This is a genomic window from Paenibacillus sp. FSL K6-1330 (genome assembly GCF_037976825.1).
In the GTDB taxonomy this organism is placed as follows: domain Bacteria; phylum Bacillota; class Bacilli; order Paenibacillales; family Paenibacillaceae; genus Paenibacillus_AQ.
Genome location: NZ_CP150269.1, coordinates 1,245,362 through 1,272,040, shown reverse-complemented (window position 1 = coordinate 1,272,040; position 26,679 = coordinate 1,245,362). Strand labels below are relative to the sequence as shown.

Genomic DNA, 26,679 nt, shown 5'->3' with positions numbered 1-26,679 from the left:
AAGTACAAGGAATTCCCAAAAACCAGATACAACATACGAAATCAGGGTTGATGCTGACCTCGGCAACAATTTCACTATACTTTTGACAAATAAGAATAATATGCGTATTCATAGTACCATTCACAAAAACAAGAAATACCAAAGTTGGTATAAGCTTGACCAACAATATAATTTCAGTTTGATTGAGGATTTATTAAATAAGCAGTGATAGTATCGTAAAACTACATTGAAAATTCTCAGTTCTTTCGAACCATCAGGTTTAATTGACCTGTCCTAACAAAAAATTAGTTTCCCTAGCACAATAAAATATGAAGAGCTCTCTCCGCGCCCTAAAAGATGGAGAGAGCTCTTATTTCGAGTTTGATTGTCTAGAATAAATTTGCTGCCAGTTTATCAACTATCGGCAGCTTATTTTTTGTGTGAAAAATACTTATTGGCTACTAAGTGTGTCTTAGAAGAAATTATTGTTTCTCTCCAAGCTCTTTTACTATACAAAGAGGTAATCCCCCCCTTTTTTGCGATATAAATTCATCTAACAACGAAAAAATATATTGCGTAACGATACGCTATATAATATAATCGATTTAGGTTAGAGATTTTCTTGTATAATTCAGTGAGGGATACGCTTGAGTTATACTTATCCCAGAAAATCTCCTTCCTTATATAATGCGTAACGAAACGAATTATAACATATTATTGGAGGAATTTAATTATGCCAAAAATACCAACTTGTACAACAAATGAATTGGACGCCGTAACTATCCCGAATGTAGCACCTACGTTAAATCTATACGGCCAAAGAAACAACACACGTCGGTTCTTAATGTCTGACAATCCGGAATCTGTATATACAAACAACTTTACAAACGGAACTGCTGTACTTTGGCACGATTCCGTCTCTGGTCAAACAACAGTTTACTACCGCGTATACGTTTGGCATGTGAATAAAACCGGAGCACCCATGAAATTCGGTGTAACGATTGGAAATGCTGGCGCGAGTCCAATTACCGTTTCTAATCTTCAACACTGTGTTGCATTAACAACCAACTATATTGGACAAGGGCAGTGTACAGCAGCCTCACTTGTCGGTTCTTCTTTGACGAGTGACACCATCATTGACACATCGGTTGCCGCTGGTAAAGTCGGATTAATCCAAGAATGGACCGTTCCAAATGGTCAGATTGTTGGCGGCACACTCGAGTTTCAAATCTCCTCTTCCGCAGCAATGTCTTACAAAGTGCGTACCGTTGCTTCGACCAATACAAGCACAAATTTGAGGACCATTAATAATAAGGTTGCAGATGCAAATAGTGATCACCCTCGAGGATCCTGGCCGTTCTCTAATATTACTGGATTTGCTAATTCTACTTTCTCCCAAAACATTATTTACGATCTAGGAAGTGGTAATAAAGCGTATGCGATCAACAACAATGTAAATGATAATATCATGGTTAAAAAGGACAGTTATGACGAAGCCAATGCAATAGCAACGAACAAGGGGCACTATGGAGTTGTCTATAAGACTCCTATTACACTTAGAAACCCAACCACCACGGATCGAACAGTTAAGATTTATCTTACAGGTCGAGGGGGAAGTTACGGTGGAGCTGTAAGGTGGAATAATGGCACGACATATAAAGTACCGAAACTTGCGTCGAGCACAGAAGGAGTTCTGGTGGCAACTGTAAAGGTGCCGAAGGGAACGAGTGTGAACCATGAAATCTATACATCCACTGCCGGATCCCTAAGCACTCCTGCTGCCATTGTATGTATCTCGTAACAAAGAAGGTTTCCAAGAAGCGTATACGCTTCTTGGAAACCTTCTTCACTTTTTAGCCTTCATCTTTGAATGTCAGACCAGGGAAAACCGTGTACGATGCAAGACTCTTTGCTGATCTATCAATTTTCTTAATTAGATATTCATCCACTTTCGATGGTTTCGGGGTTACATCAATATCCCATGTGTTTTCAACAGGTGACGAGAGACCAACATAAGATACAAATTTAACGCGTACTTTATACTCGCCTCTACCGTCTACTGTGCCCGTCTTTTTCGCATCGATGATGTCATGATCTAATAATGAAGGATAATTTCCGCCTACAGGAACATAAACTCCTGGGGCAATGAATGTCTTATCGAATCCTTCAACGACAAGGCTCTTAACCAACTCTTCATCCTGGCCATCGTACCCTAGAATAAACTGATCAATCACTCTCTTGACCGCAGCCCACTCCTCGCCATACGTATCATTAAGGGACTGGTTCCAAACATCGTTTGTTACTGGAGCATTAGAAGTTCCTTGTTTGATGGATACTGTCTGTGACTTGGGATCCCATGAAACGTTGGCCCCAAGTGCCTTAGAAATGGTACTGATTGGTACCATCACTCGGCCATTTACATTCTTAGGAGCAACATCAGTCGCGATACTCTCCCCATTCACAACGATTTTAATTTTCCCAGACCCGAAAGCGTAAACCCCGCCCATTACCAACGAAATACTTAGGACTACTGCTGAGACCGAGAATAACTTTTTTTTGTTCACTAACAATACCTCCTCAAATGATCTGCATTAATATAAACGCAATCTATGTTCAATTTGTTGCCAAAAAAGTAAAAAACTATTTATATTCAATTACCCATTTCCAAACATCCCTATACACCAATAAAAAAATATCTCGTCCTCTTTTCCCTCCAGGCATTCACACTTACTTAGAATAAACGAAAAAAATATAGCGCACTTATTAACGTAGTTATCTTTATGGAAATTATATCCTTATACGGTATTTCGTAACGATACGCAATATGATATAATCGTTTTACATACAAAAAAGTAATATAATTGCAAAAATGTAACCGAATAATCTGAAACAATTTAGCAATTAGAGTCGTAAAGAATATACAATGGAGGAAATTATATCCTTAACACGGGAATGTATGTTCGGTATAATTAACAAGCCTAGTACAGATTAAACAAAAGGGGGCGTGACATATGGTAACTTTCAAAGGCAAATTCTCTACCAATCAATCTGATTTGTTGAAACCGCCACGACTATCAACAGAACTGTACCTACATATCATGGATATAATAGGATCAAGTCCCACCTCTAATTTTTTCAGCAGGATCAGTGAGAACTATCCTAATATGCTAATTTGTTTAGTAGAACAAAATCAATTGGAATCGTATACAATGTGCCACATTTTTTCATTTGATCATATTGGAAAAGAATATTCTTATCAGACCGTTACAAAAGAACAGATAGCTTTCATAGAAAGCTATCTGAATGAGCTTAATCTTGTTTAGTGGACCCTTTTTGTTCTTGCATTACACGTTCATATTCTTCTTCAATCGTTTTTGAGAGCAGGTCTGTGGCTGTCATGTTAAGCTTCTTGGCAGCTTCAGCCAATTGCTTTTTTATATAAGCCGGAACATCATAATGAAACTTTACTTTATTACCGTAAGCCAATGCCTTCTCCTCCTATTGACCCATGACTTCTTGATACTTTTTCTCGATTATGCGTATTAACAGTTGCGTCGCGGACATGTCCTGTAAAGCAGCCGCTTCAATCAGCTTTTCTTTGATCTCCGGTTGGAATTCATATGGTAACTTAAGTTTAGGCTCAACCATACGACCATCTAATGTTCGTTCAGCTTCTATTGCAAGATCCACTAACAACTGTAACGGTGAATCCACTGAAGCCTCTCTCCCATACTTTGGAAGTACTCGAATCAAGTATTGTTTAAGGGCAAGTTGATTTTCTTCCGGAATTTCAATACTTAAGGCATCATTGTTGACCCTGATTTCACAATCCACATTATAACCAAAAAGGTTAATCATGTATTTCATACAAACCCTCCTTATCGCTGTTGTTATTATATAGTGAAACGTTACGTACTACAATATACCTTCTTCTTTCTTGGACTCCATTTTCAATAATTCTGTAAATATACCATTACCCCTAGCCTTATAATTTGCTAACAGACCTAGCGTAGCCATAACGACTAATTGCGATTGGGATAGGCCGGTCTGATTGGCCATCTGTTCCAATTCACTCTTCGCAAGATCAGGAAGATAAACCGTTAGCCTAGGGGGCTTTTCTTTACTACTCATTCGTGCATCCTCCTTATTATATAACACATCTTTCATGTTATTATAACATATTTTTTATGTTATGTCCTCAAATATATAGCGTAACGATACGTAATATATTAGAATATAAAGTATCAAATATAGAAAGGAGGTACTTTTATGGAATTCGAAGCCTTTGTACAACTCATTGGAAATGTTGGGTTTCCCATCGCATTATCCCTCATCTTACTCCAGACGATACTGGTCAAATTTAATAAACAGATGGATACGTTGGAAAAACGACTAGGGCAACTGGATAAGACCATGAATTTATTAGTCCGAACAGTTTATCAGAGCAGTACACCAAAAACTCCTTCGGGCGAAGAACAAAACCAAGATCAATAAAGTAATGATTTAGAAAATTTCACTGAAACATTATACTTCGTAATGTTACGTATTGCAACAAGTGGATAAGGAAGATGGTAATCTTAACTGGGAAGACTTAATGATCATTAATAGGCTGGCCTAATCTAAGGGCCAGCCTTGCTCTATTCTTCTATTCTTCTATTCTTCTATCCTTAAATCATACAAAACCCTAAGTTAACGGGGAGCTCCACACAAAAATCATCATAAAATCACCGTGATCCCAAAGCTTCATGCTTGGAAAGGTACCTGAAGGCAAGGAAAAAGTCCGAATCTCAAGTGGTTGAATCATCTCAGCGCTTACTAAACATCCACTTTCAAAAGTGGCTGGTTTGGAACGATGAAGGCATGGAGCGTAGCGTAATGGATTCATCGTTCCCTTTGCTTCGTAGTACATGATGGGTTTGTGGAGTGGAGTGAAACGGAGCGGAGCATTCCCCATGATGTATGAGCATTACCCCAGAGTCTTTTGCTTACCTGCTAGACCCGTTAAGAATCCCAATGGAACCCGGGTGGTCTTTCCGGGATCGCTTGGGATTTAGGGCCGGTGAACCGGGGGATTAAACACCTGTTTTCTTCACTTTTTTAGGTTTGATATGTACGAATTTTGTCCTGGTGCTTTCTGCATCTGATACTTAGCATTTATCGTTTACTCATTAGTATCAATTCCGATCCATATTTGGCTTATAACATCACGACGGACGAAAACGAGAAATGCTACACATTAACTCATATAGAAGACGAAAGGCCACCTGCATTTTGCAAGTGGCCTTTGATCTACCCGTTAACACCGTGATTATAGTGATCATTTAGAAATTCATATGATATATTCACAGTCTTTTAACTTTCCCCATTAATAACACTTCAACCCATTAAGTCAATAAGACTTCATCTAATCCCTAATCAATTAGCGCAACTCTCCATGAATCATCTATATTTTTTGCAAATGTTGTGGTGTGCATCTTAAGTTCTTTTTCATCTCCGCTTGTTCTGTAATAGAACACAATGTTAATTCTTCCGTTTTCGGAGAACTGGTCGATTATATAAGGTGTACCGACAAATTCAAAGTCTTCATCGTTTTCAAGTAAAAACAGTTGACTATTCGCTACATCCTCCGAAACAAAACTATTTTTAAATGCAGTTATATCTTTCGCTGCCCATGCAGTTAAATTCTCTTTGAATATGGTAACGATATCTTGATATTTCTCATCATATTTCATTTCATCTAGTGAGAGTCCTTTTTTGAAGGGGCCGAGTTCATTGATATCCACTTCTTTTGGATCCTCAACCAGCCCACTATTGCTTGGGTTCGTGTCCTCCGAGTTTTCTTGTACTTGAGTCTGTGATGTTGGATCATGATTGGAGCCACTATTCGTTTTTTCAGAGTTACTCGTACATGCTGTTAAGATAAAACAAACACACAGGATTGCAATAAAAAAAATACGCATAAGGAAATCCCTCCAATAATTATATTGCGTAACGTTACGTTATATTATATACTATGTTCATAGCTTACGTTTGATTCGAAGATGAAGGGTACATTTTCGAATCAGATACCCTCTAAGTTAAACAAAAGAAGGAGTGATAGTAATGGCACAAGCTAAATATTACAACAGTACAATCGGCGGAAAGACAGTTCACTATATTGCTGCAGATCCAGAAGCGATTAATGTTGAAGATTTGGGTGGCGCAGTATTGAGTAGTAGCTCCAAATTCGGAATCAACGGGACATTCTTTGATGATAAGTTAAAAAAAGTATTTGGTATTGCTTGTACTCGATTTGGTCACAGCGTCCGAGAAGCAGGGAGTAGCGCTGTTTACCAACGAGGAACCATGGTTTGCTTACAGCAAAATGCAAGTGCTGCTCATGAGTTAGGAGTATACCAACTGCTCCAGATCGCAGATCTACCAAATAAACATGGTATCAGTCCTAACTACATTAAATGGGCCATTAGTGGACTGGGCTTGTACCTCAATGATTCTAGTATTACTGATAGCAAAACGTTGACAAAAAGGCTGGTAGATAATGAACATGGTCAGTCTGTGAATGCCGTTTCTCCAGCAGCTAATTCAGATCGTGCAGCAATTGGTTACAATAGTTCTACTAAAAAAGTTATTTTAGCAAATATTCTAAATGCTACTCCGTGGGATGTGAGAGTAGTAATGAAATCCTTGAATTGTTCAAGTGCCGTTATGCTTGACGGTAGTTCGGCAACACAACTTCGAGCTAAAAAGGCTGATCAGACTGTTGTTAAGAATGGTGGAGGTCGCAATATTTATAGCATTGTGACTGTCAACGCAACTTGGGTTTAATCTCTTCATATAAGTAATAACGTTATCAAATTCAGGATGTTGCTAAATAAATCCGGTTGTTTTAAATTTTTTTAACATATATTGTTATATATTTCTAAAATGAAACTGTGAAAAGCCTCTCTTTAGGGAGGGGCCTTCGCAGTTATTTTTATTGTGATTTGCTTATTGTCGCACAGAAAGTCTCTTGTAGCACTAGATACGTTCCCGCCGAATGACAATCATTCCGTCACTAATCAACAGATCAATTCGTTCCCGAGCATGGATAACAGCCGTCACCTCTTACATGCTTCGTACAATGGCCGAGGATGAGCCCAGCTAGGACGTTTACGTTTGGAAATCGTGCGCTCCATGGAATCGCTGCGAGTCAAAATCGCATACGTGTAATCGTTTCTTCACACCTTGTCCCCAACTGTAAAACTGGCTGCTTCCAATGATTGGCTCAATCCAGATCCGAGTATTTTCACGGTGCTAACTGGTTATCATGTTACGCACTAATTTCACGGCCATGCCATTTTTCGCCCCTTTCCACAATTTTTTAATGATACGGTAGGAGGATATGAAGATCGGGACCAAAAAGGCAATTAAATTCGTGCTAAAAACAGAAGAAAGACTATGGAAAAATGAAGGGATTTGACGAGTTGAAGCTCCTCCCTGATTCAATAAAAAAACCGAGGAAAAACAGGAGTGGATACCTGAATTTCGCCCGGCTTGTAACACAACTTTAGGCTTTGAGATGATCTTAATTGCGTTCTACACCTAACGCACCAATGCGCAACACTCCACATATGACGAGTAGACAGTGATAACAAATTACAGGAATAGCATTTGCTCAATGTTGGAGCGGCTAACTACAGCCGCCTTTTATTATACAGAAATGCAAGCACAATTACAGGAGTTATTCGCCCCTGCATATCAAAATTTCTCCGTTCTATCAAGCCCTGTAGTCATATGTAGATAGATAGTCCGTTCAATAATTGACGGGGGTGTATCAAAATTTGACCCACCTTACCACCGCATGTAGTTTACTACCAGTCCCCCACCAATAATTAAGATCATGACGACAACGGGTAATGTTGTTAGGGTAATCCCCGCTATCGCCATACCTCTTCCTTTAGAAGATTTTCTTGCAATAATACCTAAGATAAAACCAACAACACTAAGTATAAAAGCAAAGAAAATTGTGGCCATGGTACCTGGCGAAGTCATGTAGCTGTACTGGGAATCAAAGCCCAACTTTAACATCCCTACTATGAAAAACAATATTCCGAATATACCGAATATTAATGATACTACAGCTTGTCCTAGTCTATCCTTTGGCTGATTCTTCATGGCGGCTTTTGTTGTTTTACTCGTGTTACCGGAAGGACTATCCGCTCCCCCCACTTTATTGGTTGCTGCCCTGTTTACTTGTGGACTAGCCGGCCTAGATCTACTGCTAACGGTCCTGTTAGCTTGGGTGGGCGTTGTCCTATTGGGCTGATTAAATGTAGTAGTTCTAGTGTCTTGTTTCACTTCTTTTGACCCCCTTCTGATATGTGTATGTAGTCATTTAGAACTATTCGACAAGACTTTCCAATATCCTCTTTACAATCAGAGCGACCACGATAGCAAGGAGTTGATGGCGTTGAATATTCAAAAGGAATTTACAGGTACATCCAACCTCGAAGACTTCCTACTACCAGTAATCCGTAGTCAAATTGAACAAAAACTCGTATTTCCATACGATGAGACTAGAGCAGATGCTATTCCTTCTAAAACGGAAACAGAAGGGATAGTATTCAAATGAGAGTTACAATATATGCCCGTGTCAGTACCAAAAGAGACGCACAGAAAAACAGTCTTAATAATCAAATTTCCTGCGCAACCAATCGAGCCACCCTAAGCGGTTGGTTGACCCCAATAATTGAAGCAACGGCAGTCATGGACGACAAAATAAAGTCCTAGACTAACCGCTGTTGTATTGAACTATTGTTTCCCAGTAGTTGAATCAGCCACTTATATTCTCTCTATTCCAAAATCCGCATTCGATCAGCACTTTCAGTCTAAAACTTTATTTTCTTTTTTCACTTACTCCCCACCCGCCGAAATCGGATTCCCCTCATAAGAAACCCAGTTGCTCTAACTGACCCCATATAGCTTAGACCGAACCATCTGGCTGAGATGTACGAAACGCTGACTTTCAACCACCTCCTGCCCCGGCTGCCCTTTGTCGGATGAACCGTTTCACTCGATGCGCGAGCTATCCATTTTTTCTGCCGATAAGACGCCTATCGATGAACCGAGCGACAAGCAAAGACAGGATACCGAGCAAAATCGGTATGCCAAACGCTTCAAAGGAGAAAGGGTGGCCCTCCAGCTTCAGGTGGTCGGTGGCACGATATTCAAGCCGCTTAGCGGCAAATTTCGCTGTCTGGATATCCTCCTGTTTTGCCAAATCCTCGAATGTAGGGTCATTGCAAACCGGCCCGACATATCACGATGCAAGAACATCAGCTTCGCACTATTGCCGCTGTTATTCCACTGCTTGATATCCTCGGCAGCTTCAGACTCGGCATCGGCACCGACGACAATCATTTTCTCGAGCTTCGGCACGTCTTTTGTTTGATAGCGCGCGACCAGGTTCAGGCCGTGTTTCGTTATTAGATACCGTTCCAATGCCAACAAAATACTTCCACAAAATACCGAAAATCCCCATTTGGGTTTCTCGGTATTTTTTTTAAAAAGTTCAACTAGCAGTTGCGCGGTTATTGTATATACAACTTCCCTAAGCATATCATATCTGCACGAGCCAATTTTAAGGTGCCTTGGTGATAAAATGATCAGAAAATCATAACCAAAGTTCTTATGCTTGAGCTTAATTTGAAGATTCTACAAACACACTTAGGAGGCTCAAATAGAATGAACAAGAAAATCAGAATAATATTAGTTTCCGTCATTGCATTAAGCAGCATTGTAATTATCCTAATTGCTAAAGGTTTGTCTTCTGATAAAACCATCTTGCCGACAACGCAACAAAATGGTAACCCTATTAACTCTTCAAGAGTAACACAACAGTCTGTTAACCCTAATAACTCTTCAGTAGTAAAGGCAGTTATTCCTAATCCATCATCTGTATCAGCAAAAGATGTTTATCCAGTAAATGAATATGGACTTACTTACGGAGCTGATATATATGAGTTATATGGCGTAGAACCGGACTTAATCGCTGCAACTGGTACAGATGGCACTGAAGGGTATATATACGTATCTGAGCTTGAATCTCATGTAAGTAACCCTCGTGAGGCTGCTGAGTATCGCAAAAACAACCCAGGATCTTGGACCGTACCGCTTTATGATAAAACTGGAAAGAACATTATTGGCGAATTTGTGATAGGTGGAGAATAAAGCTCAACTAATCTATCTGCATTTGTATATGCTAGCATGTGGCTATCTACAATAAAAATATGAAAAACATATACGGACTTAATCTTTTTGATATACATGGATGGAGGATGCTCCTGTATAATTCTTACGGCGACCGACATATCAAGTTCAGAAAATCGTTTTTTTTGAAAAGTATCTACACTAGGAATTATCCCGTTGCATATATTTTCCTAAACCTTTGTATTTATTGGTCTTTGTACTCCAGGTGAATATTCCCTCTGCCAGATCCCAGCCGCCTTCGTCTCTGAAGTTCTTCCAGTACTGATGTACTTTACCCTTTGAATCAATCATAACTCCCTGATCGCCCATCAATTGAAGAACTTTACTCAATGTCCCATGTTGAAGTCGATATACATATAACTGGGTATTCGAGGGGAAATAAGAGAACGTAACAGCCACATGTTTCTCGTTCTTCGATACTGTAAACACTTGGATCGTCGATTGTTTAAAGTCTTCATCACTTATAATACCTGTGTCAATTAAAACAACTCGTCCCTTTGAGTTAATCAGATAAAAATTACCCGATTCAGTGAGAATAAACGATTCTTTTTTCTTGTCATTGTTAATGTCATCGGTTTTGACGATCTTAACCACTTCATTAGGGTACTTTTCAGCAAAGATGTCCTTCGGTTTCTTTGCTGCAGCAGAGACATCACCCGTAAACGAAAAGAAAACTGCCAAACTAAGCAATAATGCCATTGTAGTGAATTTGCCTTTCATATATAAGCCCTCATTTCTAGTGTTATCATATCTTCTTTGATATTAACGTAATTTTGCTTTATCCACATGCTCAGCCCGTATCCTCGGATCAGTAATGTTCGCCTCAATCAAGGATTGATAGATCTTCTGAATATCTGATTCTGTCAAAACGGTATCCACCTTCTCCGCTTGAATCCGATTCATTTTGCGCTGAATATATTCGGACAGCTCAACATCGTACACAATCAGTTCGTCCGACTGAATTTTTCTTAGCTCCGGATCTACGCTGAATCTACAGCGCATCGTAAAAGAAACCAGTGAAATGAACCGGCTCTTTTGGTAGTCAGGGAGCAAACTTTTAATCGCTTGAATATGGCCGTAATTTTGCATAAAGGGATTATACATTTTAAACCGGTTACTTACCGTCCATGACTTAATCTCTCTTGTTCCCTTAATCTCTCCCGTGTAGTTTTTCGTCTCGATGACAAACAATCCTTGTGGCGTGATCACTACATGGTCGATCTGCGAATAGCCCGTTCGGGACTTCGAATTCGTCACCATTAAATCATTTACATATCTACATCCTTTGGAGAGTTGATCTAGTTGAATGTTAATCTTATGCTCGCCCAGTTCACCAATACGAGTAGGCTGGACCTTGGGCTTGGCGTTGTTTCCTGAAGTTTTAGTTTTATTCGTATGTTGAGCCGGCTTTTTCTTTGGGTTATCAGAGGATTTGAATAAGGACTTTAATTTTTCAAACATAAGAGAGCTCCGTTCTATATGTAATGATGATTCAACCGATACATCTCTTAAGAGGCGACGTACTCCTCTGTATACTCCATTCAGTAGAATTAATTACTAGCTACGTTCTCCCCTTTTTTTAGAATGCTTCCCCAATCATACTACAAAGTTATTGACCCATCGTATATTTATACATTAACTTACTTATATAAGTTATTTTCCTAAATATGGCATGCGGATCTGGAGGCGAATATCTTTGGTACCTACAGACAGAACGATCAGTACGGAGCTATTACGTTACTTGGAGAAGGAAAAACTCAGCATTTCCTCTTTTGCAATTAAATCGGGAATCAATTCGGGAACCCTCAGCCGCTTTATCAATGGGAACCAACCCCTTTCTGTTTCAAGTCTAGATTTAATTACGAAAGCCATGAAACTGGAAGAAGGATATTTTTATTCTTTATATGTAAATGAGTTAACTCCGAACTGGAGGCGACTTGGCCCCTTTATCATGCGATGTGCCGAGCTAGGGAAACTCTACTGCATCGATCAGGCTGTTGATTTGATCATCGATAACCCTGCTTATTCATCCCTACTCTTTGATAGCGCTGAAGCACTATTTCACAAGGGAAATCGGGAAGCGGCTCTGATCATATACAAAAAAGTTGCCGAAAGTGAAAAACACCAGCATGCCGAAAGATTAGGTTTGTGTCAATACAGGATATTTACTTGCTCCCTAAACTCGGATCAGGAGCATAATTTGAACTGCACCATACAATTTGAAGCTTATATCAAGCGACTTCCTGAGGGAGTACAATTAGATGCTTTAAAAGACTTAACTAACACGTTGTTGTCCTTAAATAAATGGAATAAAGCAAAGTACTATGCTCAGGAAATGGGACGCATCTCCAGAATGCTGTATGCGCAGAAACATAATACAAACAGGCCACATAGGAAGCCTATAGAGCCAGCCAAACCGTTGTTTGGGTATATTTTATACTCCGATCTGCTGTTAGGCTCCATAGCTGCAGATAACGATGATTATGATCAAGCAATTTGTTATTTATCCTGTTATGAGGATCAAAGCTGGATTATAGAATCAGATGAAACTGCCGAACATACCAAGGAACAATTCAGGGAATGGGCCAGAGGCAACCGTTATCTTTATGAACTAATGAAAGGCAACATAGAAGTACTTGAACCATACATCGAGTATATCTCTTCCAGGGAGAACGAAATACTAAGAGCTTTATTTAAAATCATCCAAGCAGCTAACATGTATCATTTTGAATTTGAAGAATATCTCGAAAGATTTGAGAATCTGATCAAGGATCATCTCAAACGACGAGAATCAGTTGGCAGTTACACCGAACATATAATTGATGACCGATTTGCTAAATTCCTTACCGATGTCGGTATGTATTATATACGGAAGGGTAACATTAAAAAAGGATCAAAATATATACTGGATAGTTTAGAATTCTCATACACCATCAATTTTGAAATTAACATCGTAAGATGCTGCACAACCATTGAGCATATACAGTCTAAGCTAAATCATGACGATCTAGAAAGGTATGCTGAAATACGAGATAAGTTAAAAGTTAGCGGTACTCTTATTCATCCTTAGCTTCGCAGGAGCTCTTGTGTTATGGTAGCTTAACTGCAACAGCAGACTCCCATGATGACCTTAACACATCTAATCGCGAGTTGACTGATCAGATATCAGTGAATTAGAGAACGGAGAAAAAAGCCAAGGCTGATCGCTGCATTAGCCTTGGTTCTTTATTGTACTCGATATTAGGGCTTCCTTCCTCACATATGAAAGCCCAGTGATCATTAGAGTTCTCAACAGCATAAAACATAGTAAAGGAAATAAGGCGATTGGAATCAATGACTCACTAACATCCCTCGATATCCCTTCATATGTTTATTTACACGACAACATATATCCGGAAATCACTTCAGAATTGCTAAGTTGGATGATCAATGAAGATGACGGCTAGCTTTATTTCTCAAAAACAGAATGGTATGTTTCATAGGGTAACTCTAGTTGGCTAGATATCTGAAGAAGGAACTCATCCCCTTTCTTAATCAGGTTCATTAGATGTGTGGGCTGCATTTTGCTAATTAGGGAGCTCTCCTGTGATAAAAAGGATAAGGATTGTATAAATATCAACGGCTCTATATTCATCTCCGAGTCTTTGGGGAACATCCGCAGTATTTCTTCTAACAATATATTTGAAATAGGCTGCCTTCTCTCCTTCTTTATATATAAAGCGGTTAGCATGGATTCTAATGCCCTGTTGCATAGTAATATACTGACGTGATGCATGTTTTTGTCAAAGAAATGCATAGATAAATTCATATATTCTTGAGAGCAGCTGGCATGAAGAACAATCATATCCTGGTAAAAGCCGCCTGTTTCCTCATGTTGGGAGGATGTATTCACATTCAGGTCGGTATCTCTTGTTACCGTCGATTTCATAATTAGCGTCACTCCCATTTTTCACTAAGAACATACTCTAGTTATCCAATTTAGTATTTTCCAGTATCTGTATTATAACATTCCAACCATTTTGTAGGCAATAGCCTACGGAAATTCCCTTATAGAAACACATAAGATGAATTTAACTATCTATTAAGGGGTTATAACGTGGCTAATCATAATGATAAATCCATAGAGTTACTAGCCTTCGGCAGAGCTCTCCGAAATATTCGTAAAGAAAAGAAGCTCACCCAAGATGAGCTGAGCCTGTATTCCCGTGTCGATCGGTCTTATATTAGTGAACTTGAGAACGGAGAAAAAGCGCCTACTTTACTAACGATTACTGCATTAGCAAGGGCGCTTCATGTTAAGGCTTCGGTTTTGATTGAGGGATATGAGAGGGAATTAGAGAATTAGAGTGATCCTCTCAAGCTGGTGAATTTTTCAACTTTAGACTAGAGGATTTTCTGAATTTCCCTCATGAGATAGGTGTAGGACATTGCTCTTGGATAATATGCGTTCGGGTGATGGTAACGAATAATGACTGTTTGGGTGTCTGCCCACCTTATGTACTCCAGGCCACCAGAAGTCTGCCTAAGCTCAAAAGACCAAGGCCCTTCTCTCTTTAATAGGTCATGAACACCTTGGAATATGACATCGCCGCAGCAAAGAACCAGATCGGGATTGACGATCCTAATTTGTTTAAGAAGAAGTTCGCCGGTCTCCTGCATGTGGCGCTCGATACTGGTATGGTTTGCCTGCGAGCCACCAGCGATCTTCTTCACATTGGCAAAATAGACCTTTCGAAAAAATGCGTTAGCCTCTTCCTTGATCTCGGCATATCGCCGTTCAACCTCTTGATATTCCGGGAATCCATGCAGGATTCCATATGTCCACCGAATAAGTGTAGGCCAGGTACTGCTTTCCTTGAAATATCCCTTCTCTCGTACAAACTGCTGCAGATTCCACCCACTATCGGATGAATTCACTTCTTTCAAAAGTACCATCACTTTAAGCTCTGCGCCTGACCACGCTTCCTCGTTCACATGCCCATCTGGGATAAAAATTCCCTCACCGCACGCACTATGCATTTTCCACTGCTCAAATAGATCATCAAGTTGGCTATTTATATTTATCATTGGAATTTCCTTAATTCTAATAATTTACGATTCCTCATCTAACTGAAAATGCTCCGTCAGAGTTTCGATCGTGAACTGGTTTCTCAATTTACATGCTGAGTTCTGGTTCGCAAACATCCCTTTTTCCCAAATCGCTTCATGCTTCGGAACCGTCTTAAGCCAATTCACGCGTACCACGTACTCGCACAGATCGGGATCATCGACATCCGTATCCATGCTAACTTGTAAGTCGGCCTCGAGAAGCGGTATATTCTCCTCATCGACCACCACTTGAAAATCCTTGATAGGCACGACTTCGTCTTCAACGATGCCCACGCCGACATACCCTACTTTTGGAATGCATGCAATGACACTCATCGTCCCAATGAACTTGACTGATCCGCCAGTTTGAAGTGGATTTTTTGATTCCGTCTCTTCGAGTGTCGATCCCTTCAATGAATTTTCTTTTCTATTATGGAAACCTAATTGAAAACAATGCGCAAGATTAAGATGTACTGCTTTAAGGTCTCCTAGTTCATTCTTCTCAATCCAACTGGCTTCCACAAACACAGAAACCGGAGCGCTGAATACGTTCGGACTTCCTACAAGCAGGTAAATGTGGCTCTAATTCATTACGTTCTCATCAGCGACACACAGCACTCGACCATCTGCAAAAACACGTTTCCCAATATCTAGTCTGTAACCATATGGTGGCACAGAGCTTTTGAACTGCCCCCTCTTTGCCTTACTGCTAAGAGCAGCTATTATTCTTGGTGGATGTACGCTGTAATTCCTCCTCATATCCAAGCATACAATCCAAACATTTGATCTTCTCTCTGCGAGCGTGTTAATTGCATTGTCTAGCGTGACAATATGAACACTGTTATCCCTAGCCAATCTCTAATTTAGCCGCCTCCTGCCTGAATGAGCCGATGTAATGCGGCTTCATATGCAGACCTAGCCTTGTCATTGTCTCCTTTAAAGTCAGAGTTCCTGAACGCTCTACGAGGGCTTAAGGACTTCTTGAAAGGCTATACTGTTGCGGTGGGCGTATCTCTCAATACTGTGGAGACTAACTCGTGTCTACCGCTTTCAGGCTTACTTAGTTCCAAGTACCCATGTTAGCTTAGTCGTAATACCTCCTGTTCAGTCATGCCTAGCATCTTGGCGGCTTCAGTGAGTGAGACTGCCTTACATTGATAATCATTCAAATTACCTCCTGTTGTCTTCAAGGGTGAACTTTCTTAGTGCCTCCTGTGGGATTCTGATAACCGGCCCGACCTTAACAGACGGTTCAGTCACCTTTAATTCGTAGCCAAATCGTTATATTACGTTAATATAGCTTAACGATACGGGGTGAGCATGATGAGGAAAAAGCAAGAGCGACTAAAAAACACGAACACAATTCATGCCCGGCAAGATAGCGGCGCTGGTCAAAGGGAATAACAAGCCATTCCTGGACAAGATAATTGATGACAGTACACCTGTGAAGGAATTGGTGGCGTGGTGTAATGATAACGGCTTCCCGATCAGCGTTCCTACCATATACTCTTAAATCAAGCAGCGCCGGGAAGCGATTGTAAATGGACTTACGATTGAACTTCTACACGCGAAGGTAGACCCGTTAAAAAGGCGTTGGAAGATTCAGCGCGGGATAAGGTAAGAGAAAAGGGCAATACACAGTATAAGGAGAACCGCGCCGAAGAACGTGCCAAGGCCAAAGCCACGCTGGAGAAAGAACTGGCCGATAAAGACAGTGCGAAGCGCATCCGACACGATCTGGAACTACTGGATGAAGTCATTCAGAAGGGATTCGACACTTGAGCAAGATGGAAGTAGTCAGTCCGGTCACCGCCATCAAGGCTATCGAGATGAAGCACAAGCTCACCAATGGAAGCAATGGCGGCTATACGCACTATGGGCTTGAAGAGATTAAGATCCGAGAAGCAGCGCGTGAACAGGCAATCACAGCGGCGATTCTGAAATTTGTCCCGGTGGAGCAACAGGATGCTGTGATTCAGTACATGGAGGATGTGACGAGGACTTATTATCTTATCAACTTCAGCCCCAAACTCCTTAAGAAATGGACTTAAAACCGGCATAGCCTGCTTCAAATTTACCAAACTTGTTGCATTCGAAGATAGCTCTTTCATACTTGCAATCTCATGAAGACGCTTTTTGCCCTGCTTTTTTGGTCTTCTCTTCGCCATAGGCCTCACTCCCTACTTATAATCTCTTACTTAAATCCAAACCACCATTTCTCGCCGTTACTTGTGGCACCGTTCCCCCGATTAATCTAATTGCCCAATACATCTGCTCCAACAGCGTCCGCCGCATCATATGGTGCGAATAGATCAGCGGCCAAAAGAGAGCTCCCTGTCGACGCGTGAGCAGCCGCGATGCAGTTGGTTAGTCGGTACAGATATGAAATCGCAAATCATTTTTATTACGGTAGCACTGGCCCTAATTTAAAACGAACTTTTGAGACAGTTTCAAGCGCGTAGGCTATATTATCTATAACTTCAAGTGAAAAGATTAATATTGCCCCAAAATTTGCATTCAGATTTTTTAACTTTTTTCTCAAAATTGATATATTTTCCTTTATCCAGATCTCATAAAGACTAAGTTGATTAAAACAAAAATCGCTTACTCGAAGAACTTCCGCATTCAATCCTGAAGTTGTATAGCCTCCCCCTAAAGGGCCATAGATGACTCCACCCCCCATCTCTACCACCGTATTAGCATGTAACCTTCTCAAGCTTTTTCGATCCTCGTCTGTAATCTCTTTCTCTAGTCTTTGCAGCTTCATCTTAAAATGAGCTATTGATTCTGGCCAATTCTTATGAACTGTAGTAATTATTTCTTTTTTAGTCCAACTTCCGTGTGGCATGATATTAATTAAATATGCTTTAACGTTGTCGAACCTTGCCAAGAGCAGAGGGCCTGTACGCTCGACAAATCCTTCATTGTCTAAAGAAGTCCCCAAATGTAGGTGGTAAACTCCCCAATCATTCAATAAATCATCGTTATATTTTAGATTCACGATTTTTTTACTTAAATTAGATTTTATAGACTCGCCTTTAGCTATTTTCTCTACGACAGAATCCAGACCAGCTTGAAGCTGAACCGGACAAGTAAAGTTATTAGAGAATAACACCTCTCTCAGGACAGGTGTAACCAAACGACGTTGTAAATTGAAGTATTGTAAGCTTATATTTTCGTCAATGTCCCTTGCCTAACTTTATATCCTTGTAACTCAATATTATGTTTTAGTAATCTGGCCCAATCTCTATGAAAGTCAATCTTGACTTGGTATGTAAAAGGCATTACGTCCCCGCCTCCTGTTTCCTAAAAGTATTACTGTCTATAATGCTCATCTACTTTTAGAGTAATTATCACTGATTAAGAAGACTGGGAACAGGGCGAATATATGGCGAGGCGAATATTTTTTCGCCGTCACCGATGGTTACGGTTCTCCCCGCTGTCTGTAACGGTAAGTTTTTTGGGGGACAGCTTTTTCTGTTATATTTAAGTTACAGTACTCAATGTTAGGTGTGATCAAGATCAATCTAAAAGATCATTATGAACTAAATGCTAATAAAGCTAGGGTTTTTCTTGAAACAGAATGTGACGATTTCTTCTGGAAAAATATTAATCTTTTGCTTTCAGTCAAAGAGCAATGCGAGAAGTCCAAAACTACACGTGAAGATTTAAGGCATTTACAATTTGCCCAAACGATTTTGTCGTCGGATTTTGTAAACCTAGTTGTGGGATCATATAGATTATTGGGCAATGCTTTTGAAAAAGAATGCTATTTATTAATACGCAAGGGATATGAAACAATATGGTTGCTTGAATCATTCACGAAAACACCCACAACTATAAAGAGTTGGTTAGCAACAGACAGGTTTAATAAGACAGATACATATCCTGTAAATATAAAGAAGGAGCGCGAAGTTTATCAACGACTAAGTAAATTTGTTCATCCAAATTCTCAAGTTCAAGGAACGTTCATGGGATTGCTGTTTGTTGAGTTTTACACCTACCAAATATTCTTTGAAATTATCGTTTGTATCTGCACCATGATTGAATCGTTGTTGAAAGCATTAGAGAAGATAAACAATATCTCGATTGATCGATACAGAGATCATAAAAGCTGGTTTTCCCAAGTAGAGCAATCACTTCATTTGTTTCTGCTTGCCTACGACAAGAACTTAGCCCAGTTGACCAGTTTCGGAGAAACAAAGTTAAATACCGAGTTATAAAATGAAACTATTGTGAATTCAATTATGCATTTCCATTTCAATTCAAGAAAGACCCCTTTCACGAGGGGTCTTCAACTTTTTCAGGAGGGACGATCATGCTAAACATCAAACCCGCAGGACGTCGAAGACCTTCGCCGGGACGGAATAGTGTCCGCAGCATTAACCGAGCACAGTGCGAAGTACTTTCGACAGTTGGAGGCCGAGTTTACCGACGACGAGGAAGACACGTTTCGCCTTGACCAGCACAGGCCGTTCTTCTTATTGGGAGCAGACGATGCGGGAAATGGATTTCCCGCCTTCAATCCAATTTTTCGCCGTCACTTATGACACTGTCCCTCCGATTAATCTAATCGCCCGATACGCCTGCTCCAGAAAAGCACATGCATCATATGGTGCGGGTAGGTCACGCGGCTAAGGAGTCGGCGTGGAATAGAACGGCGGACGACTCCCAAATTGATTATGATGAGAATTACCTTTACAACAGAGAGCGTGCCGGCAGCATCGGGCTTGACTTAAACGAGGAGACTGAGAAGCTTTAAGCATGGCCCCTTCCGCTGGCGATATAGCGGAGGGGCTTTCCCTTGCCCAGAAGCCCCACAAGAGCCTCTGCGTTTGAATTATAACTTTTAGACTTAAGCTTCAGAACTTTGAGGCTTTTGTTCATCGAAAAACTTTAATGTATTGATGTACTTACTTGCAATAGCCGGGGTTATTGGACCCATTTTTAAAAAGTTTTGAGTTAAGCCTTGACGGCCAGATTCCCACATCGTAGGCCAATTGACACAGTAGGTGTCGTAAGTTCCCATCCCTTTTATTTGAACATTATAACGTGTATAAATTCCAGTCTCACTTTCGAGATTAAATCGACTGCCAAAAAAATTAGCTGTATTTAATTGAAATAGTGCTGATGGAGTTAGAAATACACCTATCCAGTCTGATGCTTCATGCCAAGAAGCTACTTCATCTACCGCTGGACCGACCATTATATTCTCACTTAATTCTAACTCTCCATAAGCTGTTGCTCCTCTAAGAGGTATCTTTCTGGAAATTGAATTGCAAACTAAAAATCGATTAATAATACCATGAAATTCAATTGCTTTATTGATATCCTCTCCATATGTAACCAAAGCGATAGTGTCAGAAATGCTCCTGATTTCTACCGTTAAATCACTCAAATGTGATGACATTAAAGAATCTTCTTTATAACTATCAATCCAAACTTGTGAAGCACGTATTAGGCTCTTAAGTACTGATATTGCATCTGTTTTTCGCTGCCATATTCCTTTCCACCCTAATACATCCATCAATGAAATAGCGCCATGCTTCATTTGTAGCCCCCCTAAATATTATCTTCTATCCAATGTTCGCAAAAAATTTCGCCGTTACTTATGGTACGGTTCACCGTATCATCTTTAAAGCAAATTTTAAGGGCACCCGCATGGGTGCCCTTCGTAGTTGGGACTGAAGTTCGGAACACTGAAGTGTAGCTGAGCAAAACCACAATCCCCCAGAGTATTATGTTAAGGTTGTTTGGAAGAGTGGTTTAAGAAACCGCACAATAAAATCATCTAGTTATGCCCAATTGATCTTAGTTCTTCTATTCCAACCGTATATAACAGGCAGTCCAAACTTATTTCAATTTCTCGCACAAAGGCAGGATTTCTTCCAGTTTGGCAACAATACGCTTCTGCTCGGCAAGAGGCGGGAGGGGAATCATCAACCTACACACATCAGATACGTTTATGTGCTTTGCACCAATTCCGCGCTGCTTGGCTGTAAGCGATAGTACCGTCTGAGGTGCCATCAAGAACTGCTTTAAGTATTGTGGCAAAACTCCTTCTGAACATCTGATAAGCATTACCCGCTGCCCAAGACATATTTTCTTTGAATCTGGAAGAATAGCAGCTCGGCAAATAGATCCTTCTCGAGTGTATATGATGTCACTTTCTTTTGGCTCTAAACGGGAAATTCGAGACGTATACGTTGGACCATCAACATAACGCCATCCTATGATTGTTCCATTCGCATCTATACAAGTTGTATCAATGGTGTGATATTCGGTTTTAGACTCGTAATACTTTGGCGTAGAATGCGGACAGTCAACAATTGATATAGCAATATTTTGAAGGGCTACCCACTTCCAACTCTCAGGAATATCAAACGGTTTTTCATCCTCGGTTATTTCCGGCAAAGGCTTTACTTTTTTGATAGTTCCGGCTTTAATAAGCCGCTGCTTTTCAGCTTGAATTTGCTGATACAGTTCCTCGCCGTTGCCTTCCTCCGGGTTTTGCTCGACAAGCTTGCCTTGAATGGCCATCTGCAGGATTGATTTCTGCATATCGCCAGGGAAACGCTTATTGAAATCTTCAAGCTTGCTCCACGCCTGTTCATAGCGGTCGATGTACAGTAGCAGTTCTTCGATTTTGGCAACAATCCGTTTCTGCTCGGCAAGGGGCGGGAGCGGAAAAGTGAGTTTCAAAACATTGTTTCGTTCAATTCCGGGGATCATGCTTTTTGCCTGTGACTTAAGTGCCTTAATTTGGGTATCAATAAAGTACATTATATACTTTGTTTCAACTCCGTATGGAGTAATAGCCATTATCTGTCGGGCAATGTGAACCTCGTCTTCGGTTAGAATCGCAGTTTTACCAACAGTCCCTTTACACGTCAACAGCAAATCACCTTTGTGGGCAATAGCCTTTGGAGACTCTGTCCAACGATTGATAATAATGGCTGAGTTTTCAATGTTGCTTGCACCTGTAATGTATGGAATACCCTTCGCAATATCATTGTATTCTGTTGGAGTCATATCCTGCCCTGACAAAAGCTGCATGATGGAGCCAAATCGAGTCCATAGCCACCCCTCTGGAATGTCAAATGGTTTTTCATGCTCTGTAATTTCTGGAAGAGGCTTTTCTTTCTTGATTGTCCCAGCTTTGATGCGTTTCTGCTTTTCAGTTTGAATTTGCTGAAACAGTTCCTCTCCAGTGCCTTCCTCCTGGCGCTGTTCCACCAGTCTACCTTGAATTGCTAATTGAAGAATACTGTTTTTCAGTTCTTGTGGGGTCATTGCTTCGCACCACCAAGAAGAGAAGTAATATCGGCCAACACCCGGTCAATCTCGGCGTTCAGCGAAGCCCGCTGCTCCTCGTACCGCAGAATTAAATCCATCGGGTCTAGAACCTCTTCTTCCTTATTTGGATAGCCACACTGGTCGAGGTTATACCCTAACTCCTCGGAAAGTTGCTGGACTGTGTATTTTTTTGCCTTGTTAAAACCGTCTACACTTAGTTCCTGCCGATTAACCCACCAATCGACAACCGGTGCGAAATGCTCAAGTTTCATAGGCTTTGTTTTGGAGAAGTTCTTATATCCCTCTGGCTTATCCAAACGATAGAACCAGGTCTCTGTGGTCGGTTTTGTACGGTCGAAGAACAGAATATTGGTTGTAATCGGTGTATAAGGCGAGAACACACTTCCCGGCATACGGATAATGGTATGCAGATTGAATTCAGATAAGAGTTTCTTCTTGATGGAAACCTTCGCATTGTCCGTGCCGAACAAGAAACCGTCCGGCAGGATGACCGCTGCACGACCGTTTTTCTTCAGTCGATACATGATGACAGACATGAAAAGGTCTGCCGTTTCACTGCTAGCGAGGTCGGCCGGGAAGTGCTTCTTGACGTCTGCTTTTTCACTCCCACCGTACGGAGGATTCATCAAAATAACATCGAACTGTTCTTCCTCCGTATAGTCCAGCACATTCCGCAATAGAGAGTTGTCATGATAGATCTTGGGGATGTCAAGGCCATGAAGAAGCATGTTGGTAATACACAACATATACGGGAACTGCTTTTTCTCAACACCATAGATCGAGTTATCATATTCAGCCTGGTCATCCGTGTTCTGAATCCGCGGAGAGAGTTCTTTCAGCCAGCTTGTAATGAAGCCTCCGGTGCCGCAGGCAAAGTCCGCCATCCTATCACCGATTTTCGGTTGTATGGCTCTCGCCATGAATTCTGTTACCGCACGTGGCGTGTAAAACTCACCAGCAGAACCTGCACTCTGCAATTCACGCAGGATGGATTCATAGATTTCACCGAAAGCATGACTTTCCTCATAATCACTCAGATCCAGTTCGTCAATGACGTTGATGACCTGACGAAGAAGGACACCGTCTTTCATATAGTTATTGGCGTCTTCAAAGGTCGTCTTGACAATGGATTTTTTAATAGGCGTGTCAGGTGTGACATTCAGCTCCTTGAGCGTTGGAAATAGCGTGTTGTTAACAAAGTTCAGTAAAGTATCACCTGTCATGGCGTTACCGCTCTTGTCATCCACAGCCCAACAGTTCCAACGGCAGTCTTCTGGGATAATAGACTGATAATCATCTTCGTCCATATCCCAGTCCTGTTCCTTGGCGTCATATACCTTTAAAAACAACATCCATGCAATTTGCTCAATTCGCTGGGCGTCACCGTTAATACCTGAGTCATTGCGCATGATGTCACGAATTCTTTTAATGAAATTTGATATGCTCATAGAATTAACCTACCTCATATAGTTCTTTTTCCAGTTCCTTGACGGCTTTCAGATATCCATCCTTGCCGCCAAAAAACTGTGCAATCTTTGATGGCTTTCCGAATTTCAAGAACGGGTCAAGCTTCAATATTTCCGTTTTCTCAATCTCATAAATGCCAGCATTCATATACTTTTCAAGGAGGGCCTCTAGTATGTCACGAGCCGCCCCTTGGAATCTACTGAGAAAATCACGTTTTTTTACGCCGTTAGCACGTTCCCGCCGCGTCAACGGTTTCTGGTCGAATGCAACATGACAGATGAAATCGAAGTCATCCACATCGGACAAACTCTGGTCAGCTTTCATACTTTCTAAATCAATACCGCGCTCCAAGAGCAAATCACGGATGTGTTCTTTCTTCTCCTCGGCAGACCACTGGTGGATGAAGTTATCAAGTGAAGCGTATGTGCCTAGAATGTTGGATTTGGTGTAATCGATGATACTTTCCTGTCGGAGCAGCTTGCCGTTGGCGTCATACACAGAAACAGTCTTGCCAATTACCTTGACCGTACAACCTTGTTCATCAACAATAGGTTTTTCTATTGGATTAGGGCCAGGGCCGGGAGGTGTTATAGGGCCAGAACCACCAGGTTTAGTGCCACCTTGGCCGTAATCATCATCCTGCTCAATGGGGCCATCCCACTCAGGGTCGGCAAACAGTCGTGTTACATTGCGGAAATCCATGACAATAAAGTGTGTTTTCCCTTCCTTCTCACGGAGCCGAGTACCGCGACCGATAATCTGCTTAAATTCGGTCATAGAGCCGATCATTTGGTCGAGGACAATCAACTTCGTCATCTTGCAGTCCGCACCGGTGGAGAGAAGTTTCGACGTCGTTGCTATCACAGGGTACGGAGCAGACACGGAAATAAAATAATCGAGTTTGCTCTTGCCGTACACATCACTGCCTGTTATGCGAACCACATAATCCGGGTTGTTCTTCACCATATCCGAGTTAAGGTTGACCAGCGCGATTCTCATCCGCTCGGCATGATCCTCGGTTGCACAGAACACAATCGTTTTCTGCATTCTATCCGTATTTTTTAAGTATTCCGTGATTTCCTTGGCGACCTCGTATGTGCGGTCTTCGAGGATGATGTTGTAGTCAAAGTCGCTGTTGGTGTAAATACGATCTTCGATTTCCCGACCGTGCTTATCCAGCTGACCTGTATACGGACGCCAGCCTTCGCCTATATTGGTACGGATGTTGATTACCTTGAATGGTGCAAGGAAACCATCCTCGATACCTTCGCGCAAACTATAGCTGTAAATTGGCTCACCAAAATAATCGATGTTTGAAATGTATTTTGATTCCTTCGGCGTGGCGGTCATACCGATCTGCGTAGCCGAAGAGAAGTAATCGAGTATCTTACGCCAGTTGCTGTCCTTCTTTGCTGAACCCCTATGACACTCATCCACGATGATGAGGTCGAAGAAATCTTTCTGGAACAAAGACGCAAAGCGCATGACGGAATCGTCATCCGACGTGCCGTCATCACTATCATCATTTCCAGCAAGCTGCTGGTACAACGAGAAATAAACTTCATGAGAAGTGATGGTGATGGGGTCATCTTTTGCAAAATTGATTTTATGGATAGTCTTTTCGAGCGGAGCGAAATCCTGCTGTATGGACTGGTCAACAAGAATATTGCGGTCTGCAAGATATAGCACTTTTTTCTTAGTGCCGCTTTTCAACAAGCGATAGACGATTTGAAATGCCGTGTAGGTTTTACCAGTACCAGTAGCCATGACAAGCAGAAGTCGCTGCTGCCCCTTTGCAATAGCGTCTACAGTGCGGTTGACTGCATTACGCTGATAATAACGCGGTGCGTGTGTGGTCTGGCTCGTGTAGTAAGGCTGAGAGATGACGTGCTTCTCTTTATCGGACAGACCCTTTGCAGCCTGATAACGGGCCATCAGCTCATCGGGAGAGGGAAACTCAGACATAGGAATCTGCCGTTCTTGTCCGGTCAGAAAGTCATGCTCATAAAAAGCGTCACCGTTGGAGCTGTACGCAAACGGCACATCAAGCATCTGCGCATAGGTCATCGCTTGCTGCAATCCGAAGGATACAGAGTGATTGTTGTCCTTTGCCTCAACGATAGCAATGGGATTATTCGCATGGATATAAAGAACATAGTCTGCCTTCTTCGGCTTTTCACGGAACACAAGATTACCTTTCAGGTTGATTTTACCGTCTGTGATCTTGGTTTCCATCGTAATATGATCAACGCTCCATTTTGTAGTAATAGCCGGAGTGATATAGCGGAGCTTGATGTCTTCTTCAGTCATCTGCTTTTTGTTGATCACGAATTATCACTCCCTTTCTCATATGGTATTTCTAACTAAATTATAGTTCTTCGAAATTCATTAAAACGTCTCCCCAAACTGACGAATCTTGACCATTGCTGTATTGGGGTCTTTATGAAGGTATTCCTCAGTTAATTGACCAAGTAATGCTAGGATTGGCCACTTTCCTGCTAGAAAGGCAACGTTACTTGTGTTTATATATCCACCTCATCATTAACAGGCTGAATATGCACTTACAACATTCAATCATGT

27 protein-coding genes are annotated in these 26,679 nt (G+C 41.2%); 10 read left to right on the top strand and 17 right to left on the bottom strand.

What is annotated here, in order from left to right:
* The first annotated feature begins 712 nt into the window (after positions 1–712).
* Complete coding sequence (locus NYE54_RS05600) at positions 713–1,780, top strand: hypothetical protein (RefSeq protein WP_339270654.1); 1,068 nt, start codon at positions 713–715, stop codon at positions 1,778–1,780.
* 52 nt (positions 1,781–1,832) lie between these two features.
* Here the strand turns inward: NYE54_RS05600 and NYE54_RS05595 are convergent, their stop codons facing one another.
* The 4 genes from NYE54_RS05595 to NYE54_RS05580 all read right to left on the bottom strand — a co-directional run bounded on the left by NYE54_RS05595 (position 1,833) and on the right by NYE54_RS05580 (position 4,110).
* The gene (locus tag NYE54_RS05595; RefSeq protein WP_339270653.1) at positions 1,833–2,543 is read right to left on the bottom strand and encodes a copper amine oxidase N-terminal domain-containing protein; all 711 of its coding nucleotides are present in this window, start codon (positions 2,541–2,543) and stop codon (positions 1,833–1,835) included.
* A gap of 745 nt (positions 2,544–3,288) precedes the next feature.
* Entirely contained in the window at positions 3,289–3,465 is a 177-nt protein-coding gene (locus NYE54_RS05590) for a hypothetical protein (protein WP_339270652.1), read from the bottom strand.
* Positions 3,466–3,477: 12 nt separating this feature from the next.
* Positions 3,478–3,846 (bottom strand): hypothetical protein, encoded by a 369-nt coding sequence (locus NYE54_RS05585; protein ID WP_339270650.1) that lies wholly within the window; start codon positions 3,844–3,846, stop codon positions 3,478–3,480.
* 48 nt (positions 3,847–3,894) lie between these two features.
* On the bottom strand, positions 3,895–4,110 hold the full coding sequence (locus tag NYE54_RS05580) for a CopG family transcriptional regulator (RefSeq protein WP_339270648.1): 216 nt from the start codon (positions 4,108–4,110) through the stop codon (positions 3,895–3,897).
* A 138-nt stretch (positions 4,111–4,248) separates the two neighbouring features.
* Here NYE54_RS05580 and NYE54_RS05575 point away from each other — a divergent pair, with 138 nt between their 5' ends.
* Entirely contained in the window at positions 4,249–4,473 is a 225-nt protein-coding gene (locus tag NYE54_RS05575; protein ID WP_339270646.1) for a YvrJ family protein, read from the top strand.
* Between the two features lie 917 nt (positions 4,474–5,390).
* Here the strand turns inward: NYE54_RS05575 and NYE54_RS05570 are convergent.
* Positions 5,391–5,939 carry a hypothetical protein gene (locus tag NYE54_RS05570; protein ID WP_339270645.1) on the bottom strand — a complete coding sequence of 183 codons (549 nt, stop codon included), beginning with the start codon at positions 5,937–5,939 and terminating at the stop codon, positions 5,391–5,393.
* 142 nt (positions 5,940–6,081) lie between these two features.
* Between NYE54_RS05570 and NYE54_RS05565 the strand changes: the two genes are divergently transcribed.
* Complete coding sequence (locus tag NYE54_RS05565; protein WP_339270644.1) at positions 6,082–6,804, top strand: phosphodiester glycosidase family protein; 723 nt, start codon at positions 6,082–6,084, stop codon at positions 6,802–6,804.
* A 1,005-nt stretch (positions 6,805–7,809) separates the two neighbouring features.
* Here NYE54_RS05565 and NYE54_RS05560 read toward each other — a convergent pair.
* Entirely contained in the window at positions 7,810–8,316 is a 507-nt protein-coding gene (locus tag NYE54_RS05560; RefSeq protein ID WP_339270643.1) for a hypothetical protein, read from the bottom strand.
* A gap of 112 nt (positions 8,317–8,428) precedes the next feature.
* Here NYE54_RS05560 and NYE54_RS05555 point away from each other — a divergent pair, with 112 nt between their 5' ends.
* The gene (locus NYE54_RS05555; RefSeq protein ID WP_339270641.1) at positions 8,429–8,590 is read left to right on the top strand and encodes a hypothetical protein; all 162 of its coding nucleotides are present in this window, start codon (positions 8,429–8,431) and stop codon (positions 8,588–8,590) included.
* Positions 8,591–9,162: 572 nt separating this feature from the next.
* On the opposite strand, the gene NYE54_RS05550 is transcribed toward NYE54_RS05555, so the two are convergent.
* The gene (locus NYE54_RS05550; RefSeq protein WP_339270639.1) at positions 9,163–9,465 is read right to left on the bottom strand and encodes a hypothetical protein; all 303 of its coding nucleotides are present in this window, start codon (positions 9,463–9,465) and stop codon (positions 9,163–9,165) included.
* A gap of 237 nt (positions 9,466–9,702) precedes the next feature.
* Here NYE54_RS05550 and NYE54_RS05545 point away from each other — a divergent pair, with 237 nt between their 5' ends.
* The gene (locus NYE54_RS05545; RefSeq protein WP_339270638.1) at positions 9,703–10,188 is read left to right on the top strand and encodes a hypothetical protein; all 486 of its coding nucleotides are present in this window, start codon (positions 9,703–9,705) and stop codon (positions 10,186–10,188) included.
* Positions 10,189–10,368: 180 nt separating this feature from the next.
* On the opposite strand, the gene NYE54_RS05540 is transcribed toward NYE54_RS05545, so the two are convergent.
* Entirely contained in the window at positions 10,369–10,947 is a 579-nt protein-coding gene (locus NYE54_RS05540) for a hypothetical protein (protein ID WP_339270636.1), read from the bottom strand.
* Between the two features lie 42 nt (positions 10,948–10,989).
* A complete protein-coding gene (locus tag NYE54_RS05535; protein ID WP_339270634.1) occupies positions 10,990–11,688 on the bottom strand; it encodes a nuclease-related domain-containing protein in 699 nt (232 codons plus the stop codon).
* A gap of 280 nt (positions 11,689–11,968) precedes the next feature.
* On the opposite strand from NYE54_RS05535, the gene NYE54_RS05530 reads away from it, so the two are divergent.
* Positions 11,969–13,297 (top strand): XRE family transcriptional regulator, encoded by a 1,329-nt coding sequence (locus NYE54_RS05530; RefSeq protein WP_339270632.1) that lies wholly within the window; start codon positions 11,969–11,971, stop codon positions 13,295–13,297.
* Between the two features lie 378 nt (positions 13,298–13,675).
* Here NYE54_RS05530 and NYE54_RS05525 read toward each other — a convergent pair whose 3' ends face one another.
* Positions 13,676–14,155 carry a hypothetical protein gene (locus NYE54_RS05525; protein ID WP_339270630.1) on the bottom strand — a complete coding sequence of 160 codons (480 nt, stop codon included), beginning with the start codon at positions 14,153–14,155 and terminating at the stop codon, positions 13,676–13,678.
* A 168-nt stretch (positions 14,156–14,323) separates the two neighbouring features.
* Between NYE54_RS05525 and NYE54_RS05520 the strand changes: the two genes are divergently transcribed.
* Positions 14,324–14,572, top strand: a complete 249-nt coding sequence (locus tag NYE54_RS05520) for a helix-turn-helix transcriptional regulator (protein ID WP_215160669.1) — start codon at positions 14,324–14,326, stop codon at positions 14,570–14,572.
* A gap of 38 nt (positions 14,573–14,610) precedes the next feature.
* Here NYE54_RS05520 and NYE54_RS05515 read toward each other — a convergent pair whose 3' ends face one another.
* Positions 14,611–15,294: a hypothetical protein gene (locus NYE54_RS05515; protein ID WP_339270627.1), complete on the bottom strand. Its 684-nt coding sequence runs from the start codon at positions 15,292–15,294 to the stop codon at positions 14,611–14,613.
* A 24-nt stretch (positions 15,295–15,318) separates the two neighbouring features.
* Positions 15,319–15,729, bottom strand: a complete 411-nt coding sequence (locus NYE54_RS05510; protein WP_339270625.1) for a hypothetical protein — start codon at positions 15,727–15,729, stop codon at positions 15,319–15,321.
* A gap of 1,179 nt (positions 15,730–16,908) precedes the next feature.
* Here NYE54_RS05510 and NYE54_RS05505 point away from each other — a divergent pair.
* Both NYE54_RS05505 and NYE54_RS05500 read left to right on the top strand, forming a co-directional pair.
* Positions 16,909–17,097, top strand: a complete 189-nt coding sequence (locus NYE54_RS05505; RefSeq protein WP_339270623.1) for a hypothetical protein — start codon at positions 16,909–16,911, stop codon at positions 17,095–17,097.
* A complete protein-coding gene (locus NYE54_RS05500) occupies positions 17,094–17,366 on the top strand; it encodes a hypothetical protein (protein WP_339270621.1) in 273 nt (90 codons plus the stop codon). The genes NYE54_RS05505 and NYE54_RS05500 overlap by 4 nt, the downstream gene beginning before the upstream one ends.
* A gap of 353 nt (positions 17,367–17,719) precedes the next feature.
* On the opposite strand, the gene NYE54_RS05495 is transcribed toward NYE54_RS05500, so the two are convergent.
* Positions 17,720–18,430, bottom strand: coding sequence for a hypothetical protein (locus tag NYE54_RS05495; RefSeq protein ID WP_339270620.1), 711 nt, complete (start codon positions 18,428–18,430; stop codon positions 17,720–17,722).
* Between the two features lie 388 nt (positions 18,431–18,818).
* Between NYE54_RS05495 and NYE54_RS05490 the strand changes: the two genes are divergently transcribed.
* A complete protein-coding gene (locus NYE54_RS05490; RefSeq protein WP_339270618.1) occupies positions 18,819–19,538 on the top strand; it encodes a hypothetical protein in 720 nt (239 codons plus the stop codon).
* A 632-nt stretch (positions 19,539–20,170) separates the two neighbouring features.
* Here the strand turns inward: NYE54_RS05490 and NYE54_RS05485 are convergent.
* From NYE54_RS05485 to NYE54_RS05470, 4 genes are all read right to left on the bottom strand, one after another.
* Positions 20,171–20,866, bottom strand: a complete 696-nt coding sequence (locus tag NYE54_RS05485; RefSeq protein ID WP_339270616.1) for a hypothetical protein — start codon at positions 20,864–20,866, stop codon at positions 20,171–20,173.
* 302 nt (positions 20,867–21,168) lie between these two features.
* Entirely contained in the window at positions 21,169–22,608 is a 1,440-nt protein-coding gene (locus tag NYE54_RS05480; RefSeq protein ID WP_339270615.1) for a restriction endonuclease subunit S, read from the bottom strand.
* Positions 22,605–24,080, bottom strand: a complete 1,476-nt coding sequence (locus NYE54_RS05475) for a class I SAM-dependent DNA methyltransferase (protein ID WP_339270613.1) — start codon at positions 24,078–24,080, stop codon at positions 22,605–22,607. The genes NYE54_RS05480 and NYE54_RS05475 overlap by 4 nt, the downstream gene beginning before the upstream one ends.
* Positions 24,081–24,084: 4 nt before the next feature.
* Positions 24,085–26,427, bottom strand: coding sequence for a DEAD/DEAH box helicase family protein (locus tag NYE54_RS05470; RefSeq protein WP_339270611.1), 2,343 nt, complete (start codon positions 26,425–26,427; stop codon positions 24,085–24,087).
* Between the last annotated feature and the right edge of the window lie 252 nt (positions 26,428–26,679).